The sequence below is a fragment of the Pseudoalteromonas sp. MTN2-4 genome (genome assembly GCF_042848605.1).
GTDB lineage: Bacteria > Pseudomonadota > Gammaproteobacteria > Enterobacterales > Alteromonadaceae > Pseudoalteromonas.
This window is the reverse complement of sequence record NZ_BTGK01000003.1, coordinates 140,568-159,694: the sequence shown is the minus strand read 5'-3', so window position 1 is coordinate 159,694 and position 19,127 is coordinate 140,568. Positions and strand designations below refer to the sequence as shown.

Sequence of the window (19,127 nt, the reverse complement as noted above, 5' to 3'; positions counted from 1 at the left end):
GGTCATTACTATGTTAAAGAAAATTCTAATTGCGAACCGTGGTGAAATTGCCTGCCGCGTTATGAAAACAGCTAAGCGCTTAGGTTTGCGTACTGTTGCCGTTTATTCAGATGCAGATGCCAATGCCCTGCATGTTAAACAGGCTGATGAAGCCTACCATATAGGCCCAGCACCAAGTAAAGATTCTTACCTAGTTGCTGATAGAGTTCTAGAAGTAGCAAAACTAGCTGGTGCTGATTGTATTCACCCGGGCTACGGCTTTTTATCTGAAAACGATGTTTTTGCTCAAAAGTGTGAAGACTCAGGTATTGCTTTTTTAGGGCCACTTGCAAGCTCCATTGAAGCTATGGGTTCAAAAACTCGTGCTAAAGAGATCATGGCTGAAGCGAATGTACCGCTTGTGCCTGGTTACTATGGTCAAAACCAAGATGTGGACTTTTTAACGGCTGAAGCTGAGAAAATTGGCTATCCAGTGCTTATCAAGGCTGCATTTGGCGGCGGTGGTAAAGGCATGCGTGTTGTACGCGAAGCCTCAGATTTCGTGAGCGCGTTAGAAGGCGCGAAACGTGAAGCACTTGCAGGATTCGGTAACGACCTAGTTTTACTTGAGCGCTACGTAGATACTCCGCGTCACGTTGAAGTACAAGTCTTTGCAGATACACATGGTAACTGTGTTTATTTAGGTGACCGTGATTGCTCTTTACAACGTCGTCACCAAAAAGTGATTGAAGAAGCACCTGCTCCGGGTTTATCTGACGAGCTTCGTCGTGATATGGGTGAAGCCGCGGTACGTTGTGCTCAGGCGATTAACTATCGCGGTGCAGGTACGGTAGAGTTTTTGCTTTGCGGCGACGAATTCTTCTTCATGGAAATGAACACCCGTCTGCAAGTAGAGCATCCAGTTACTGAAATGGTCACTGGCCTTGACCTTGTTGAATGGCAAATTCGTGTCGCAAGTGGTGAAGTGCTTCCTCTTAAACAAGCTCAAGTTAGTTTATCGGGCCATAGTTTTGAAGCGCGTATTTACGCCGAAGACCCGACTGAGAACTTTATGCCATACTCTGGCAAACTAACACACTTATCTTTCCCTGCTGAAAACCAAGGCTTACGTGTTGATACAGGTGTGCAATCAGGTGCTGAGATCAGCCCGTTCTACGACCCTATGATAGCCAAGTTGATTGTGCATGGCACAGATCGTAAAACTGCATTGTTAAAGCTGCACCACGCATTAGAAGAAGTGCATTTATCGGGTGTTAAATCCAACATTGCGTTTTTACACCACCTATCGGGACACGATACTTTTGTAGCAGGCGCGCCAGATACTCACTTTATTGATACTCAAACTGATGTATTAACGGTTGAGCATGCGCCTGAAGAAATGATCTCTGTGATTGCAGCAGCAGCTTACTTAGCAAATAAACAAAACCAAGCGAATCTTGCTGCCGCTAAATCACCTTGGCAAAGCGCGCTTGGCTTCAAGCTAAACCAAGCCGCATCTGTGGTTGTGCCGTTTGATGGTTTAAACATAAAAGCATTTGTTCAAGACAGAAGCTTTAAATTAACGGTGGATGCTAATGAACATACAGTTTCAGCAACTCTTAAAGGTGAATCTTTAACCATCAACCTTGATGGTCGTATCTACAAAGCAAGTGCATTGGTCAATGACGAGCAAGTGACGGTAATGTTCAGCGCATTTGTGCGTACCTTTGATTTACGCTCTAAACATTATATTAGTCAGCATGAACATGAAGAAGCACCATTAGCAGCACCACTAAACGGTACGGTTGTTAAACACCTTGTTGAAGTGGGTGCAGAAGTCGCTAAAGGTGATGCTGTAGTCGTTATTGAAGCCATGAAAATGGAATATACGCTTAACGCCCCATTTGCAGGCACATTATCAAGCTATTGCTTTGCTGAAGGCGAATTAGTAAGTCATGGTGCCCTACTTGCCATCGTTGACGAAGCGGAGGCATAACATGGCGTATCCAACTCAGGTCAAAATCGTTGAAGTGGGTGCCCGTGATGGCTTACAAAATGAAAGTAAGGTGACCACTGAGCAAAAGATAGCCCTGTTAAATGGATTATCTGAAGCAGGTATGGTTCATCTTGAAGCTGGTGCGTTTGTATCGCCTAAATGGGTGCCACAAATGGCGGACTCGGCTGAAGTAATAAAGGGCTTATCTGTTGGCGAAAACGCGCAGCTTTCAGCGCTCACACCAAACTTAAAAGGCGCAGAAGCCGCCCTTGAATGCGGCATTAAAGAATTCGCTATTTTTACCGCTGCCAGTGAAGCATTCACACAAAAGAACATTAATTGTTCTATAGAAGAAAGTATTGAGCGCTTTAAACCTGTGGTTGAACTAGCTCAACAACATGACGTTAAAGTGCGTGGCTATGTAAGTTGTGTGGTTGGTTGCCCTTATCAAGGCGATGTGCAACCCGAAGCAGTGCTTGATGTGTGTAAACAATTGTTGGCTCTTGGCTGTTACGAGATAAGCTTAGGCGACACCATAGGCGTTGGTACACCAGGTAAAGTGAAAAAACTACTTGATTTGCTCACTAAAGAACTGTCTTTAGACAAGCTGGCTGTACACTTTCACGATACCTATGGCCAAGCTATTGCTAACATTCACACAGCACTAGAAATGGGTATTAGTACCATAGACAGTGCCGTTGCAGGCCTGGGTGGTTGCCCTTATGCACAAGGTGCGTCAGGAAATGTTGCCACTGAAGATGTGATTTACTTACTTGAAGGGCTTGGCATAAGTACCCAAATTGATTTAGAAAGACTTGCCAAAGCAGGTTGGGCTATCTGTGATGCCTTAAATAAGCCCCCTGCCAGCAAAGTTTCTTTAGCATTACGTGCGAAGTGCGAACAATAAAAATGATAGTAGCGTGAGCATACTGCTTGCGCTCTTTTGACAAACAATAGTTAGGAGTGGTCTTATGGCCGGTTTTGATAAAGTAGTGAATAGCTACGCCGAAGCAATGGCGGGTTTAAAAGATGGTGATACCATCATCGCCGGTGGTTTTGGTTTATGTGGGATCCCTGAAGGTTTAATTGCAGAAATTAAACGTCTACAAACCAAAGAGCTGACTGTTGTCTCTAACAACTGTGGTGTTGATGACTTTGGCTTAGGTATTTTATTACAAGACCGTCAGATAAAAAAAATCATCGCCTCTTATGTTGGTGAAAATGCCCTTTTCGAGCAGCAATTACTAGACGGCATTATCGACGTTGAGTTAACACCGCAAGGCACTTTGGCTGAAAAAATGCGTGCCGGTGGTGCAGGTATTCCTGGTTTTTATACTGCAACAGGTTACGGTACACCGATTGCTGAAGGTAAAGAAGTAAAAGAATTCAATGGCCGCCCTTATATTCTTGAAGAATCAATCACCGGTGAATTTGCCATTGTAAAAGCATGGAAAGCAGATCGTTACGGCAACCTTGTGTTCCGCCATACCGCAATGAACTTCAATCCAATGGCCGCAACGGCGGGTAAAATTACCGTTGCTGAAGTTGAAGAAATCGTAGAGCCGGGTGAACTTGAACCAAGTCAAATTCACACACCAGGCATTTATGTAAACCGTGTTATCAAAGGCAACTTTGAAAAACGCATCGAACGCGTTACAACCAGTAAGTAAGGAGCTTAACAATGGCTTTATCTCGTGAACAAGTTGCAATGCGTGTTGCGCAAGAACTTCAAGACGGTTATTACGTCAATTTAGGTATTGGTATTCCTACCCTAGTTGCTAACTATGTACCTGACGGCATTGAAGTTATGCTGCAATCAGAAAATGGCTTATTAGGCATGGGTCCATACCCGACTGAAGACCAAGTTGATGCAGATATGATCAACGCGGGTAAAGAAACCGTGACAGCTGCGACAGGTGCCGCTATTTTTAATAGTGCCGAAAGCTTTGCCATGATCCGTGGTGGTCATGTAGACTTAACGGTTCTAGGTGCATTTGAAGTTGACCAAGAAGGTAATATCGCTTCTTGGATGATCCCGAAAAAATTAATCAAAGGCATGGGTGGCGCGATGGATTTAGTTGCCGGCGCACAAAACATCATCGTTACTATGACCCATGCTAGTAAACATGGCGACTCTAAATTATTAGAGAAATGCTCGCTACCTTTAACTGGCGTTAATTGCGTTAAAAAGATCGTAACTGACCTAGCCGTATTAGAAGTTAAAGATGGCGCATTTTATTTGCTAGAACGCGCGCCGGGTGTTACTGTTGATGAAATTATAAGCAAAACAGCGGGTAAGCTAATTGTAGACGGCGATATCCCTGAAATGCAGTTCTAATTCAGTGTCGACAATAACAACACGAATGTACCGACCTCATTCCCAGTGCTAATGCACTGAGTTACCCAAAACCCCTCAATTGAGGGGTTTTTTTTCGTCTATTACTTGCTACATTTAGTTACAATCTTAAATTATTTGTTTCAATTTAAGTGTTAAACTATTTACCAAAATATACAAACAATATGGACGTATAAAAATGAAAAAAACTGCGTTATCAGCGTTGGCTTTAGCTGTAAGCCTTGCCTTGACAGGTTGTAACTCAACAACCAACTCTTCTTCTCAAAATTCAGTCGTCGCAAGTTCAACACAAGCCTTAGCAAGTATCGATATTGCTTACGATACTTTTACTTTAGACAATGGTTTAAAAGTTGTTGTTCATACAGATCGTAAAGCCCCTATCGTTGCTGTTAACGTTTGGTATAACGTTGGTTCAAAGCATGAACCTGAAGGCAAATCTGGTTTTGCTCATCTATTCGAACACCTAATGTTCAATGGTTCTGAAAACTATGATGATGAATACTTTGGTCCGTTTGAAAGAGCTGGTGCTACTGAAATGAACGGCACAACAAATAGTGACCGTACTAACTATTTCCAAAATGTACCAACTACCGCTCTAGATATGGCGCTGTGGATGGAATCCGACCGTATGGGTCACCTACTAGGCGCAATTACACAAGAAAAGTTAGATGAGCAACGTGGCGTTGTACAAAACGAAAAGCGTCAAAGTGAGGGTCAACCTTACGGAAAAATGTGGGAAGCAATTACTGTAAATACTTTCCCTAAAGGTCACCCTTATTCATGGACCGTAATTGGTTCAATGGACGACCTTAACGCTGCATCACTAGATGACGTTCACCAATGGTTTAAAGATTATTACGGCCCGAACAATGCTGTATTAGTGCTAGCAGGTGACATTGACGTTGAGACCGCAAAAGAAAAAGCAAACAAGTACTTTGGTGATATCAAACCAGGTAAACCTGTTGCTCAAATGGAAGCATGGGTAGCTAAACGAAGTGGCGAAAAGCGTATGGTAATGCAAGACCGCGTTCCTGCATCACGAGTTCTAAAAGTATGGAATACAGCTGAACTTGGTACTGCTGATTCTGAATACTTATCCATGTTTGCTGACGTACTTGCTGCTGGTAAAAACAGTCGTCTTTACCAACGCTTAGTTTATCAAGAGCAACTTGCATCTAGCGTATTTGCATTTAACTTCCAGCGCGTACTAGCCGGTCAAATTATTCTTGGTGCAGACGCGTTAGATAAGAGTAAGCTACCAGAGATTGAAGCCATCATTGATGAAGAACTAAATCGTTTAATTACTGAAGGCCCATCGGCAGAAGAGCTTAGCCGTACTAAGTTTGTAAATGCATCAGATTGGATCAAGCGAGTTGAAGGTGTAGGTGGTTTTGGTGGTAAGTCTGATGTATTAGCATCAGGAGCTATCTATCATAATGACCCTGGTTTTTATAAAAAATCTCAAGAGATCCAAGCTAACGCTACCGTTGAAGATGTACAACGTGCAGCTGAAAAATGGCTTACTGATGGTGAATTTATCTTAACAATTAACCCTTTTGAAAAGTATTCAGCTAACGAAAAAGGCGCTGATCGTTCAAAGGTACCAAGCGTTGATTCACTGCCCAAGCTTGATTTACCAGAAGTGCAAACTACAACGCTAAGTAATGGCCTTGAAGTTGTTTTAGCAAAACGTTCAGATACGCCGACTGTAGAACTTAGCCTACAATTTGATTCTGGTTTTGCGACTGATAGCGAAGCTAAATCTGGCTTAGCCAATTTCTCTATGTCAATGCTCGATGAAGGTACGACTAGTTTAGATGCATTGCAATTAGCTGCTGAGATAGGAAAAATTGGCGCGTCAGTAAATGCATGGGCAAGTTTAGATACATCATCTATGACCTTAAGTACACTTTCTGTAAACTGGGAAAAGGGTATTTCTCTGTTTGCTGATATCTTACAAAACCCTGCATTAAATGACGCCGATATTGAACGTGTAAGAAAGCTAATCCTTGATGGCATTAAGCAAGAACAAGCTCGCCCGCAAACAAACGCCTACCGCATTCTTCCACCACTACTTTATGGTGAAGGTCACCCATATGCTCAACCTTTGACAGGTTCAGGCACTGAAGAAGATGTTAAAGCAATTACTAAAGCTGATATTGAAGCTCATTTAAGAAAATGGTTACGTCCTGATAACGCTCGTATGGTAGTAGTTGGTGATATTGACCTAGATACTTTAACAGCTTCTCTTGAATCTCAACTAGGCCAATGGAAAGTACCTAATACGCCAAAACCTGTGAAGCAATTCAAACAAGTGGCTGCTCCTGAAAAAGCGCAGATTTTTGTACTTGATAAACCTGAGGCACCACAATCATTGATTATTGCTGGTTTACTTGGCGAGTCGCGCGACAACCTAAAACCTGATCAAGACATTAAACTTGATGTTATGAACGCAATTTTAGGTGGTACATTTACATCACGTATCAATATGAACTTACGTGAAGACAAAGGTTGGTCATACGGTGCTCGTAGTATGCTTATGGATGCACAAGCTCAGTCTCCATTTATTGTATATGCACCTGTTCAGACTGATAAAACTAAAGATTCTATCCAAGAAATCTTGAAAGAGCTGAATGGCTACATTAAGTCTGATCTTGCAAAAGATGCTGAACTACACAAAGTTGTCTCTAACAAGGTCGCTAAGATCCCAGGAAGTTACGAGAAAAAACGTCGTCTTCGTAATGCATTAGCTGATGCGTACAGCAAGGGTCGTACAATTGAATATCTTGAGCAATACGGCGAAAAAGTAAAATCGCTAGAACTTAAAGATATTCATAACGAAGCGAAAGGCTTAATCAATCCGAATCAACTAACTTGGGTTATTGTTGGCGATGTTGCGAAAATTAAGTCTCAGCTTGAAACCTTAAATATTGGTGAGATCACTTACCTTTAACATAAGCTGATTATTTAAAGTTAACAAAGCAGTGTGGTTTTCCATACTGCTTTTTTTTGTAAAAGTTCTAGTTTTTTTTATATGCCAATTTTGCATTTGTGATAGTTACTATAAAATAGGCCCTTTACTTTGGAGAGCAGTATGAGCCAATCATTTAAAGTTATCCCCCCTACAACTAAAGTTTTCTGTCATGAACGCGGTGAAGGTTGGACCTTAACCGGGATCACTGATATCAACGAGCATACTTCAGTTATGTTTAGCGGCACACGTTATACCATTCCTGCAAAAAAAATTGTTGAGGAACTTTTACCAAACTTCGAAAAACAAATACAAAAGAATTAATTTTTATTTGAAAAATGTAAAATAAAAGACAATAATACTCGCATCTGCAAAGATAATAATGGATGCGCCTTCCCTTTATGGACTAAGACCCACATCAGTTCGGATTTGATGTGTCATTACTTTGTGTTTTCTATAGTTACGGAACTGTATTTAGGATTGCACTATGTATAAGTCTTTCATGTTATCGTCTTTGGCGATTGCTATTTCTGCTGCTTCATTCTCATTATTAGCGAATGAATGTAAAGGTGAGCTATACGGTATCAACGCTGGTCGCGGTGAAACCGGTATCTTATTTAAACTTGATGATCAACTTCAAAGCGTAAAGGCTGACTCTGTCGCTGAGTTTAGCTCTGCTGCTTTAGCATACGATGCTCAACAAAATAGAATTTACTATGTCTCTGCTCCAAGAGCATTAGCATATAAAGTCGACATTAGTCATTTAAATCTATCAAGCGCTGACAAAAAGCACTTACCTATTGCAGGTGATCGTTTTAAATATACCAAACTCGCCTACTTTGATGTCGTAACTCAAACTCACACAGAGGTCGGTCGAACAAAAGGCGTTATATCTCTTGCCTTTGACGAAGCGAATAACCGTCTTATCGGCAGTAGTTTTTCTGCACTATATGAAATCAACCCACAAACAGGTGAGTACACCAAGCTTGCAGATTTAGGTGTACTTAGTGGTAAGTACCGTGGTGATTTAGCATTTTATAATAATGAATTGATACTAGTAACAAGTACTACGTCTTATAAGATCAACCAATCAGACTATTCTGTTCAAAAATTAGCAAAACATAACTTAACAGCTGTTACGGGGGCGACTATAGACCATGCAGGAAACTTAATAATTAGTCGTACTAAAATAAATGACTTAGGTCACACCAACAAATCTGATATTTATAAACTTAATCCTCATTCAGGTAATACATGCTTTATTTCTGAAGTCCCTGTGAGGCTTAACGACCTCACTACTAATACATCTGAAACCACAACATGTTATACAACCCCATTATGTGAAACAGATCCCCTACCAGTTATTTCATTATCAGCAATTGAAGATACTGTCACTGAAGGCCAAACCTTATCTTTCACTGTAAGCCTTTCTAACAGCTATTATCAAGACGTTGAAGTTGAGGTTTCGGCAATTGAAGGCTCAGCCACTAGCGCTGATTATACTTTCCCAACACAGATAATCACATTTGCTGCTGGTGATACAAATACAACTATTGAAATACCAACGATTGATAATGATGAATATAGTGAGACTAAAGCTTTTTCTTTACAAGCTACAGCAAGCCTGAATAGTACTGGCAGTGCAAATATACCTGCAATGATCTTAAACGATGATGCTCAATGCGTTCCGGTTCCACATACCAAAATAAACTATCAATTTGTCAGTGAAAGCGCGGGCTACAACAATGATTGGGGCATAAAAGTTAATAATCAATTTATCAAACTACTCGATGAATATGGTGGCTCTGGCAGTTACCAGCTACCTTCATCAGCACATTTTGACTATGCACTCGCACTCAACGGCAATGCTTCAAAACTTACCAACAACTTTAGATGGCACGGTCAAAAACAGTACTGGGAAGATCAAAATGATGGCGATTATAATGACTTCGTAGTACGAGTTTGGACAGAACAAATTCAAGTAGGCTGTAATTAAACCGTTCTCAAGGGAGCATTATGCTCCCTTTTTTATTGCTTCTTTTATGCTCAATTAGACATAGATCAATACACTGCTTGAAGCGCGCTTTATAGTAAGGTGTTATCGGTTTAATTTTTTGGATAAGGAAGCGCCCTTGCAATCAAATAATATAGAGCAATTTCCAACCCCACCGTCTGATCATGTTAAAGACTCAAATAGCGAGTTGGTATTTGACCTGAATGTAAAAAACCCACCAATGAAGTGGAACGCTGATGGTAAGTACCCCTATACATCGAAGATGGATGTCGTTGATTACGAAAGCCATAAACACGAATTACAAATTGAACTTTTAAAAATGCAAGGTTGGGTAAAACAAACCAATCAACGTATTGTTGTGCTTTTCGAGGGCCGAGATGCAGCAGGCAAAGGTGATACAATTAAACGCTTCATGGAACACCTAAACCCCCGTGGCGCACATGTTATCGCACTTGAAAAGCCCAATCCCAGAGAGCGTAATCTGTGGTATTTTAAACGTTATATTCAGCACTTACCTACAAAAGGAGAAATCATTCTATTCGACCGGTCTTGGTATAACCGTGCTGGTGTAGAAAAAGTCATGGGCTTTTGTGACGATAATGAATATCTCGAATTTATGCGCCAAACACCCGATCTCGAACGCATACTGGTCAATAGCGGTATTAAATTATTTAAATATTTGTTCTCTGTTAGCCGTGAAGAACAATTTAGACGCTTTAAGTCTCGCCAAAATGACCCTCTGAAACAATGGAAGCTCAGTCCGGTTGATATGGCCTCTCTTTCAAAATGGCATGACTACAACGAAGCGAAAGATGCCATGATGTTTCATACGCATACCAAAGATGCACCATGGACCCAGATCCGCTCTGACGACAAAAAGCGTGGTCGTATTAACTGTATGAGACACTTCTTAAGCTGCTTAGATTACCCAGGCAAAGACGAAGACGTCGTTAATCAAGTTGACCCTCTGATTGTCGGCGAGCCGAGCTCTTTCGAACGTAAATAAGGAGTCACAATGGAAGATTTAACATTAGATGCCGATCTTGTTTTTGAAGACAGACTGACGAAACTGGAAAAAATAATACAATTGAGCCAGCAAGAAGTTGAGCGCACATCGTCAATTGCAAAAGACGCTTCAGATAAAGCGCAACTTGCCGTTGATCAAGCTAAAGAAGCAGAGAGTGCCGCTTAAAAAGCCATTAAGAAACTAAAATATGCAACTAAGCAACTTAAAGATGCTAAATTAATGAAAATTGCCCAAAAGAAAGCATCTAAAAAGTCTGCCATCAAGCGCGCTAAGAAAATGGCTAAAAACAAAAAAGCTGATATCTCAGCAGCCTAATTTATAAATAGCAGAGTTAAAGCTCTGCTATTTCTTATCACTTACTCGATAATTCAAATTTCCTCTGCTAAAACAGATATAACAATCATGCTATCAAAGAAGGAAATTGCTATGTCAGAGAATAACTCTGGAAGTTACCAGCACTTTTTAGGAAACCCTATTGCAAAGCCACCCTGTCGTATGCTCAATGCAAGAATGTACGGTTTTTTTATTGAAGGCAAATACGACACGATCACAGATTTTGTCGATTCAACGCTAAATTCAGTTTCAACCAATGATGTGTATTTTAAACCTCTATCTCAATATTGTTTACTTACTTTTACTGATATTGAAAACATCGCTTCAAAAGTTGAACCATTTAGTCAATACGGTTGGATGCAAGAAACAGATATTATTGTTTGGTTGCCTATTGCTAAGGTAGATAAGAGCACAAAGAAAGCTTTACATATTTATTGGTATCCGGCGTTTATTACCGTAAATAATATTAACGCATTAGTGAATGGACGCGAAACTTGGGGTTATAACAAGTATTTGTGCCGCTACTCTATGCCTAGTGACTATAAACAAGCTGACAACTTTACGTTAAGCCTAGAAACATTTCAGCCATTTAACCCAATTACCAAAATGGACTGGCACGAATTGCTCACCATTAAACGTTTCTCTGACGGTGATTCGCTATTTGAAGAGATCATAGAAGTTGGTCAAGAAGTGGCAGAGCTTATTCATGCGAGCATAGAGGAAATCCAGATAAGCGCTGAACTTATAAAGCAATTTATGAGTGGGATTAAAAACCCGCAAATGGATCAAATTCTGTTTAAGCAAATTCCTGACGGGTTTGCCTACAATTCGGTATACAGTGCCGTGGTTCACTCACCTTCAACTGTGAGAAAAGTCCATAAGATAGCGATGCTCAAAGACGAGTATCACGTCAACATCAATAAACTCGATGCTTTCCCGTTTGATCAGATGTTTGGCATTAAAATTGGGCAGCAAAAAGCCCTACTCCCCTATTATGTTTGCATGGATTTTGACCAGGATGGTGCTTATGAAATAGTTTCAAATAACAGCTAAAGGAGCTGACTATGGCTAAGGAAAAAATCGTTATTTTAGGTGGCGGCGTTGCCGCAATGACATCAGCTGTTTATTTGACAGAAGATGAAAACTGGCAAGATAAATATGACATTACAGTTTACCAGCTAGGTTGGCGTTTAGGTGGTAAAGGCGCCAGTGGTAGAAATCCCTATTTAGGACAAAGAATCGAAGAGCATGGTCTACATGTATGGTTTGGCGCTTATGTTAATTCATTTCGCGCTATTGAAACTGTATATAATCAATTAAACAGGCCAGACAACATGCCCTTGAGTACCTGGCAAGAAGCATTTAAGCCACATAGTTTTGTGGTGTTACAAGAGTTTATTGAAAATGAATGGGAAACTTGGCCAGTAGACTTTCCAACAATTGAGGGGAACCCAGCTGATGGCACTCTCGATCTGCATTTTTGGCAATTGCTCGAAGTACTTATTGCATGGCTTCATAAATTTATAGACTCATTAGAAGACGAAATAGAACAGGCAAACAAGGTAACTAAGTTACAAACAAAAAAGTCTAGAGATAGAAACTTATTAAGACACTTGGCTACAGAAATAACTGATGCCTTCGATGACATTGAAGACGAAGTGAGTGATTTTTTTGATTCCGCGCATGATGAACTGAAAGAAATTTGGTCTTCGCCTAAGATCCTTGCCACCCAGCTCAAACACCTTTTATCCCTCAGATCGAACGATAAAAATCTACAAAACCCAAAAGACAGACTTGTTGTTTGGTACATAGTTCGTAAATTGAAACGCTGGTTAAATAGTGAGGCCATTGAATTACTCGATGATAATCCAACGATTAGACGCGCTTATATCTGCGCTGATTTAGCTATCGCAATGGCGACAGGACTAATAAAAGATAAAGTTTTCTCTAAAGGCTTTGGTGCAATCAACAATATCGATTTTAAAGATTGGCTTAAAAAGAATGGCGCTAACGAAAAGTACAGTGTTGAATCAGCGCCTGTAATTGGTTTTTACGATTTAGTATTCGGTTATGTCGATGGTGATTTTAGCAAAGGAGATGTTGAAGCTGGCGTTGCAAGTTTAGCCATGCTAAGACTTATGCTCTGTTACCACGGTGGCGTTATGTGGAAAATGCAAGCAGGCATGGGTGATGTAATATTTTCACCTATTTACGAATTACTAAAACACCGCGGTGTAAAATTTGAATTTTTCCACCAGATTGAAGCTTTAAAGCCCGCAACTAATAGCCAAACTGATAATCTCATTAATGAGATTATGATGACTGAACAAGTCTCATTGAAGTCAAATAGCTATGATCCACTTGTAGATGTCAAAGGTTTACCCTGCTGGCCCTCCTACCCGCTTTATGATCAAATTGAAGATGCGCAAGCTGATTTATTACAAGACAAAAATATTAATTTGGAATCATTCTGGAGTGATTGGCCTCAAGTTTATGAAGCGAAATTTGGGCACACTTTAACGACCAAAACACTAAAGCAAGGGAAAGATTTCGACAAAGTAATTTTTGGTATTTCAGTCGCTTCTATTGAGCACTTATGTCCTGAATTAATCGCACTAGACGACAAATTTAAGCAACAAGCAACTGAAGTTAAAGCTGTCGCTACTCAAGCATTTCAATTGTGGTTGAATAAAACGGATGAGCAGCTTGGTTTTAACTACATTCCTGAAAGCCAAGAGCGTCCTATTCTAAGTAGTTTTTCTCAGCCTTTTGATACCTGGGCTGCAATGTCTAACTTATTAGATAAAGAAGATTGGCCACTAAACAATCATCCCAAAAATATCGCTTATTTTTGTAGTGCCTTTACGTGTGATGATTACCCTGGTAAAGATATACACGACTTCCCATCTCAGCAAAAAGCCATTGTTAAACAAAACGCGCTCGAAAAATTGAATAAAGAAATGCAACCACTATGGCCTGAAGCCTATCACGGTGATGAATTTAATTGGGACATTCTTTATTCTTCAAATAAGCTAACGAGGGAGTCACGTTTTGATGAACAATATTGGCGCGTAAACGTCGATCCTTCTGAGCGCTATGTGCTATCAGTCACAAATAGTAGCCAATATCGATTGCCAACTAATGGCACTATTTTCAGCAATTTATTCATCACGGGGGACTGGATCAAAACTGGTGTAAATGCAGGATGTGTTGAAGCCGCAGTAATGGCAGGCATGCAAACATCAAGAGCCATTTGCGGTATACCTGAGCATATCAGCGGTGAAGATGGATTTGAGCCTGATGGCGCGCTTTGATATTAATTATATTTATAGCAACTATTTTTAGTATTGATGTAAATTATTATGTATTTGCGATAGAATCGCAGTGCAAGTAATTGATAGATTCAAAATATCATACATAAAGTCGGCTATAATATGAGTCGGCTTTAATGAGCATTTTCGTTGGGCAATTTAATTTAGCACTAAGTTGCTCACTTCGTATCAAGTAAAAAAACACCGAGAGTTTTCTATGAGTTTGTATACAGAATACATGGAAGAGATCCAAACGCGTAAAGCGGAACTTGGACTTAGCCCAAAACCAATCGACAACGCAGAGCTTCTGTCTGAAATCATTGCTCAAATTAAAGATACAACAAATGAGCACCGTGAAGATTCTTTAAACTTCTTCATCTACAACACATTGCCAGGTACTACCTCTGCGGCAGGTGTTAAGGCACAATTTTTAAAAGAGATCATTCTTGGTGAAGAGTCTGTAGCTGAAATCACAGCTGATTTTGCATTTGAACTACTTTCACACATGAAAGGTGGTCCATCAATCGCTGCTCTACTAGACCTTGCTCTAGGTGAAGATGCGGCAACTGCTGCACAAGCTGCTGACGTACTTAAAACACAAGTTTTCTTATACGATGCAGATACAACTCGTCTACAAGACGCATTCAAAGCTGGCAATGCCGTTGCTAAAGACATCTTAGAAAGCTACGCAAAAGCAGAGTTCTTCACTAAGTTGCCTGACGTTGCAGAAAAAATTGAAGTTGTAACTTATATTGCTGGTGAAGGTGATATCTCAACTGATTTACTTTCTCCTGGTCACCAAGCGCACTCACGTGCTGACCGTGAACTACACGGCCAATGTATGATCACCCCTGAAGCACAACAAGAAATCGTTTCACTTCAAAAACAGCACCCTAACGCTAAAGTAATGCTTATCGCAGAGAAAGGTACTATGGGTGTAGGTTCTTCACGTATGTCTGGTGTGAACAACGTCGCACTTTGGGCAGGTGAGCAAGCAAGCCCATATGTTCCATTCATCAACATTGCACCTGTTGTTGCGGGTACTAACGGTATTGCACCTATCTTCCTTACTACGGTTGATGTAACCGGTGGTATCGGTCTTGACCTTAAAAACTGGGTTAAGAAAGTAGACGCTGAAGGTAACACAATTACTGATGAAAACGGCGACCCTGTATTAGAAGAAGCATACTCAGTAGCAACGGGTACTGTGCTTACTATCGATACTAAAGCTAAAAAGCTATTCAACGGTGAAGAAGAACTAGCAGACATCTCATCTGCGTTCACACCACAAAAAGTTGAATTCATGAAAGCTGGCGGTTCTTACGCGGTTGTATTCGGTAAGAAACTGCAAACACTAGCAGCTGAAACACTGGGTGTTGCAGCGCCTACAGTGTATGCACCATCTAAAGAAATCTCGCACGAAGGCCAAGGTCTGACTGCTGTTGAAAAAATCTTTAACCGTAACGCGGTAGGTGTTCAATCTGAAACGCCACTACACGCTGGTTCAAACGTACGTGTTAAAGTAAACATCGTTGGTTCTCAAGATACTACAGGTCCAATGACGTCACAGGAACTAGAAGCAATGGCTGCTTCTACAATTTCTCCTCTTGTTGACGGTGCATACCAATCAGGTTGTCACACGGCTTCAGTATGGGATAAAAAAGCGCAAGCAAACATTCCTAAGCTAATGGCATTCATGAACAAGTTTGGTCTTATCACTGCACGTGACCCTAAGGGTGTTTATCACTCTATGACTGACGTAATCCACAAAGTACTTAACGATATTACAGTTGATGACCGTGCAATCATCATCGGTGGTGACTCGCACACGCGTATGTCTAAAGGTGTCGCATTCGGTGCTGACTCAGGTACTGTTGCACTAGCGCTAGCAACGGGTGAGTCTGCAATGCCAATTCCAGAGTCTGTGAAAGTAACTTTCAAAGGCAACATGGCTAAGCACATGGACTTCCGTGACGTTGTTCACGCAACTCAAGCGCAAATGCTTAAGCAATTTGGCGGTGAGAACGTATTCCAAGGTCGCATCATCGAAGTTCACATTGGTACACTAATGGCTGACCAAGCGTTCACATTCACTGATTGGACTGCAGAAATGAAAGCGAAAGCATCTATCTGTATTTCAAACAATGAAACACTTGTTAAGTCTATCGAGCTAGCTAAGAGCCGTATCCAGATCATGATCAACAAGGGTATGGAAAACGAAGCTAAGACGCTACAAGGCCTTATCGACCTAGCTGACGAGCGTATTGCAGGAGTTCAATCTGGCGAGCAACCAGCTCTAGCACCAGACGACAACGCTAAGTACTACGCTGAAGTTGTTGTTGACCTTGACGAAATCGTTGAGCCAATGATTGCTGACCCAGATGTAAACAACGAAGACGTTTCTAAGCGTTACACGCACGACGTTATTCGCCCTGTTTCATTCTACAATGACAAGCCAGTAGACCTTGGTTTCGTTGGTTCTTGTATGGTTCACAAAGGTGACATGCAAATCATCGCTCAAATGCTTCGTAACCTTGAAAAACTAAATGGTTCTATTGAATTCAAAGCTCCGCTAGTTGTTGCTCCACCAACGTACAACATCGTTGATGAGCTTAAAGCTGAAGGCGATTGGGATATCCTAGCTAAGTACGCTGGCTTCCAGTTTGACGATGAGCAACCTAAAACGGCTGCACGTACTAAGTACGAAAACATCCTTTACCTAGAACGCCCTGGTTGTAACCTTTGTATGGGTAACCAAGAAAAAGCTGAACCTGGTGACACTGTAATTGCAACATCAACGCGTCTTTTCCAAGGCCGTGTTGTAGCTGATACAGCTGAGAAGAAAGGTGAATCTCTACTTGGTTCAACACCACTAGTAGTGCTTTCAACCGTACTTGGTCGCTTCCCAACTATCGAAGAGTATACTGCGGCAGTTGAGGGCATCGACCTAACAGCATTTACTCCTGCTGAAGAAGAACTAACAACTAAGTTTGGCTCTGAGCAAGCTGTGCCAGTAAAAGTTGTTGATGCTTAATATTGTTAAGCTTCTTTAATTTTAAAACGCGGTAAGTATTTTTTCTTACCGCGTTTTTTATTTTTCAAAACGCTTTTCGAAATTAATAACATCCTTTTTTGCAAGTGCTTTCTGATATACCCAACCTTGAACTACCTCAATTTTTAAACCATTAATAAACGCCAACTGCTCGTGTGTTTCTACACCATCAGCAACAATCGATTTATCCATCTTATGAACTAATTCAACAACATGTTGATAGAATTCTTTTCCCTTAACTGTGCCAGTATAGTCTAGTAATGATTTATCAAGCTTAATGTATTTTATTGGTAACTCTGACAACATGGCCAAACTAGAATAGCCTGTTCCAAAATCATCAATAACTGTATGTATTTTTGCATTCTGTAAGCTTTTTATATTCTTAAGCACCGTTTTCTTATCTGTTAGATAACTTGATTCAACTATTTCAATTTTTAGCTGACTTGGAAAATCTTTGAACACTTCACAGATATATTCTACTAATAAACTGTTTGTCATCACTTTTGGATTAACATTTATGCTAATGACTGGTTTAAACTCTTTACTATTAAAATACAATAAATCTCTGTGTGCTTGTTCAATCACCCACATATCGATAATTTCTGTTTCATCATGTTTGATTAAGGTGTCTAAGAAATAAGGACCAACAATATCACCTGATTGTTTTTTAATCTTAACAATGCTTCGAAACCAGAAACGGTTTTTGAAAATTGGCAAATTTGCGGTTGGTAATAAAGTAGTAGCCTACCCTTGCTGATCTCTGTGAGAACTTCTTTCAGTGCTTTATTTGCTTTTTCTAGATCTATTTGGTGTGCAATAAAATCTGACTCACCTTTATTACGAAGCTGCTCAGAGATGTTGAGTTGATCACTCAATTTACTGATGGCCTTATCAAAATTGATTTGTTCACTGTGCCATTTCAAAAATGGGTAATAAACTAATGTGTTCAAGCATAATAAAAATAATTGCAATAACACCCCTGATAAGCCTTGAGACACAATGAACCCATTTACCAGTGTAGGTGTCATCCAACTAATCGTTTCATTACTCACGTTAACCAACCCATAATCTATAACTGTATAAGAAATCACAAAGTTAATTGTTGGTGCCATTACAAAAGGAAGTTTAAAAATATGGGTAATGCAAAAAGAATGATTTCGCAAAAGTTGAAAACCGTAAATGGCATTGAAAGTTTAGCAATGTTTTTTTCATGTGAGCCAGATTTCAAGAATAATGCCGCAATAATTAACCCTGCGAAACAGCCTGTCCCACCTATTAAAACAAATGTATCGTAAAATGTTTTCGCAGGTAAGTTTCCTATAATTGGTTGCATTAAATAATTTACGTCAAATACCATATTAAAAGTATTGTCGCCATGAATGCCTAAAAACCAAAGGCCGTGTGTAAACAGCATTCTTTCAAACGTTAATTCTGCTATTGTTGATTGGCTAATATCTAGCGTTATCCAAGAAGCAATCAGATCTCCGGCAAAGTTAATTACCGGCATAAATGTATAAAAGCTAAATAATGTCAGCGTAAAAGGCAGGATAATCAGTAATTTTTCGCTCAAAAAACGACTTACATGATGAAAGTGTTTATCTAAATTAGGGTGAAGGTTTACCAACAACTTTAAGATCAGGCTTCTTAAGCAAGGAATAATGACCGCATAGGGTGTGCCGCCAGTAGGATCAAGTCTAAATGAATCACCATCAAAATTGATATACTGCCCATGAAGTGAAAAGCAGAGCAGCGCCAGCATGGCACCCACCACACCACTTTGCCCAAAGTTTTTACTAATAAAAAAACGATGGAATTAGAAACAATAACTGGAAATAAAGAAAGCACTAAAGAAGCACATGCCAGTATGACTGAATAAGCATGATCGGTCTGTCACACAATATTGAGCTTTAAAGCACTTTTTAACAACAAAATAGCGATGGCACTGCTGACAAAATAGGGGATCAGAGCAATGAAGGCTTCAAGCAAAGACAGAAAAAATCGACTGTGTAATACCGCCTTTTTTGAACGTTTCGCTGTTTTAAATGACAAAAAGGCGCCCAAACATTGTTATTAAATTAAGTATAATAC

16 protein-coding genes are annotated in these 19,127 nt (G+C 40.2%); 12 read left to right on the top strand and 4 right to left on the bottom strand.

The annotated features are described in order from the left end of the window. Positions 1 to 10 precede the first annotated feature (10 nt). The 12 genes from ACGHEH_RS09585 (at position 11) to ACGHEH_RS09530 (ending at position 17,021) form a co-directional block, all read left to right on the top strand. Positions 11 to 1,975 (top strand): acetyl/propionyl/methylcrotonyl-CoA carboxylase subunit alpha, encoded by a 1,965-nt coding sequence (locus ACGHEH_RS09585; protein ID WP_390444510.1) that lies wholly within the window; start codon positions 11 to 13, stop codon positions 1,973 to 1,975. A gap of 1 nt (position 1,976) precedes the next feature. Then, positions 1,977 to 2,882: a hydroxymethylglutaryl-CoA lyase gene (locus ACGHEH_RS09580; RefSeq protein WP_390444507.1), complete on the top strand. Its 906-nt coding sequence runs from the start codon at positions 1,977 to 1,979 to the stop codon at positions 2,880 to 2,882. A gap of 64 nt (positions 2,883 to 2,946) precedes the next feature. Continuing rightward, on the top strand, positions 2,947 to 3,645 hold the full coding sequence (locus ACGHEH_RS09575) for a CoA transferase subunit A (protein WP_390444504.1): 699 nt from the start codon (positions 2,947 to 2,949) through the stop codon (positions 3,643 to 3,645). Positions 3,646 to 3,656: 11 nt separating this feature from the next. Beyond that, on the top strand, positions 3,657 to 4,313 hold the full coding sequence (locus ACGHEH_RS09570) for a CoA transferase subunit B (protein ID WP_390444501.1): 657 nt from the start codon (positions 3,657 to 3,659) through the stop codon (positions 4,311 to 4,313). 196 nt (positions 4,314 to 4,509) lie between these two features. Beyond that, complete coding sequence (locus tag ACGHEH_RS09565) at positions 4,510 to 7,284, top strand: M16 family metallopeptidase (RefSeq protein WP_390444498.1); 2,775 nt, start codon at positions 4,510 to 4,512, stop codon at positions 7,282 to 7,284. 141 nt (positions 7,285 to 7,425) lie between these two features. Next, positions 7,426 to 7,626: a hypothetical protein gene (locus ACGHEH_RS09560; RefSeq protein ID WP_390444495.1), complete on the top strand. Its 201-nt coding sequence runs from the start codon at positions 7,426 to 7,428 to the stop codon at positions 7,624 to 7,626. 163 nt (positions 7,627 to 7,789) lie between these two features. Next, positions 7,790 to 9,298, top strand: a complete 1,509-nt coding sequence (locus ACGHEH_RS09555) for a Calx-beta domain-containing protein (RefSeq protein WP_390444492.1) — start codon at positions 7,790 to 7,792, stop codon at positions 9,296 to 9,298. Positions 9,299 to 9,434: 136 nt separating this feature from the next. Next, entirely contained in the window at positions 9,435 to 10,322 is an 888-nt protein-coding gene (gene ppk2 / locus ACGHEH_RS09550; protein WP_390444489.1) for a polyphosphate kinase 2, read from the top strand. A 9-nt stretch (positions 10,323 to 10,331) separates the two neighbouring features. Then, entirely contained in the window at positions 10,332 to 10,508 is a 177-nt protein-coding gene (locus tag ACGHEH_RS09545; RefSeq protein ID WP_390444486.1) for a hypothetical protein, read from the top strand. 261 nt (positions 10,509 to 10,769) lie between these two features. Next, on the top strand, positions 10,770 to 11,729 hold the full coding sequence (locus tag ACGHEH_RS09540; protein WP_390444485.1) for an acetoacetate decarboxylase: 960 nt from the start codon (positions 10,770 to 10,772) through the stop codon (positions 11,727 to 11,729). A gap of 11 nt (positions 11,730 to 11,740) precedes the next feature. Continuing rightward, positions 11,741 to 13,990, top strand: a complete 2,250-nt coding sequence (locus ACGHEH_RS09535; RefSeq protein WP_390444482.1) for an NAD(P)-binding protein — start codon at positions 11,741 to 11,743, stop codon at positions 13,988 to 13,990. A gap of 214 nt (positions 13,991 to 14,204) precedes the next feature. Beyond that, a complete protein-coding gene (locus ACGHEH_RS09530) occupies positions 14,205 to 17,021 on the top strand; it encodes a bifunctional aconitate hydratase 2/2-methylisocitrate dehydratase (RefSeq protein ID WP_390444480.1) in 2,817 nt (938 codons plus the stop codon). Positions 17,022 to 17,078: 57 nt separating this feature from the next. Here ACGHEH_RS09530 and ACGHEH_RS09525 read toward each other — a convergent pair whose 3' ends face one another. The 4 genes from ACGHEH_RS09525 to ACGHEH_RS09510 all read right to left on the bottom strand — a co-directional run bounded on the left by ACGHEH_RS09525 (position 17,079) and on the right by ACGHEH_RS09510 (position 19,088). Then, entirely contained in the window at positions 17,079 to 17,756 is a 678-nt protein-coding gene (locus ACGHEH_RS09525; protein ID WP_390444477.1) for an EAL domain-containing protein, read from the bottom strand. Next, positions 17,669 to 18,091 carry a hypothetical protein gene (locus ACGHEH_RS09520; RefSeq protein WP_390444475.1) on the bottom strand — a complete coding sequence of 141 codons (423 nt, stop codon included), beginning with the start codon at positions 18,089 to 18,091 and terminating at the stop codon, positions 17,669 to 17,671. The genes ACGHEH_RS09525 and ACGHEH_RS09520 overlap by 88 nt, the downstream gene beginning before the upstream one ends. Before the next feature lie 59 nt (positions 18,092 to 18,150). Next, positions 18,151 to 18,798: a PTS transporter subunit EIIC gene (locus ACGHEH_RS09515; RefSeq protein WP_390444472.1), complete on the bottom strand. Its 648-nt coding sequence runs from the start codon at positions 18,796 to 18,798 to the stop codon at positions 18,151 to 18,153. Positions 18,799 to 18,929: 131 nt separating this feature from the next. After that, complete coding sequence (locus ACGHEH_RS09510) at positions 18,930 to 19,088, bottom strand: hypothetical protein (protein ID WP_390444469.1); 159 nt, start codon at positions 19,086 to 19,088, stop codon at positions 18,930 to 18,932. Between the last annotated feature and the right edge of the window lie 39 nt (positions 19,089 to 19,127).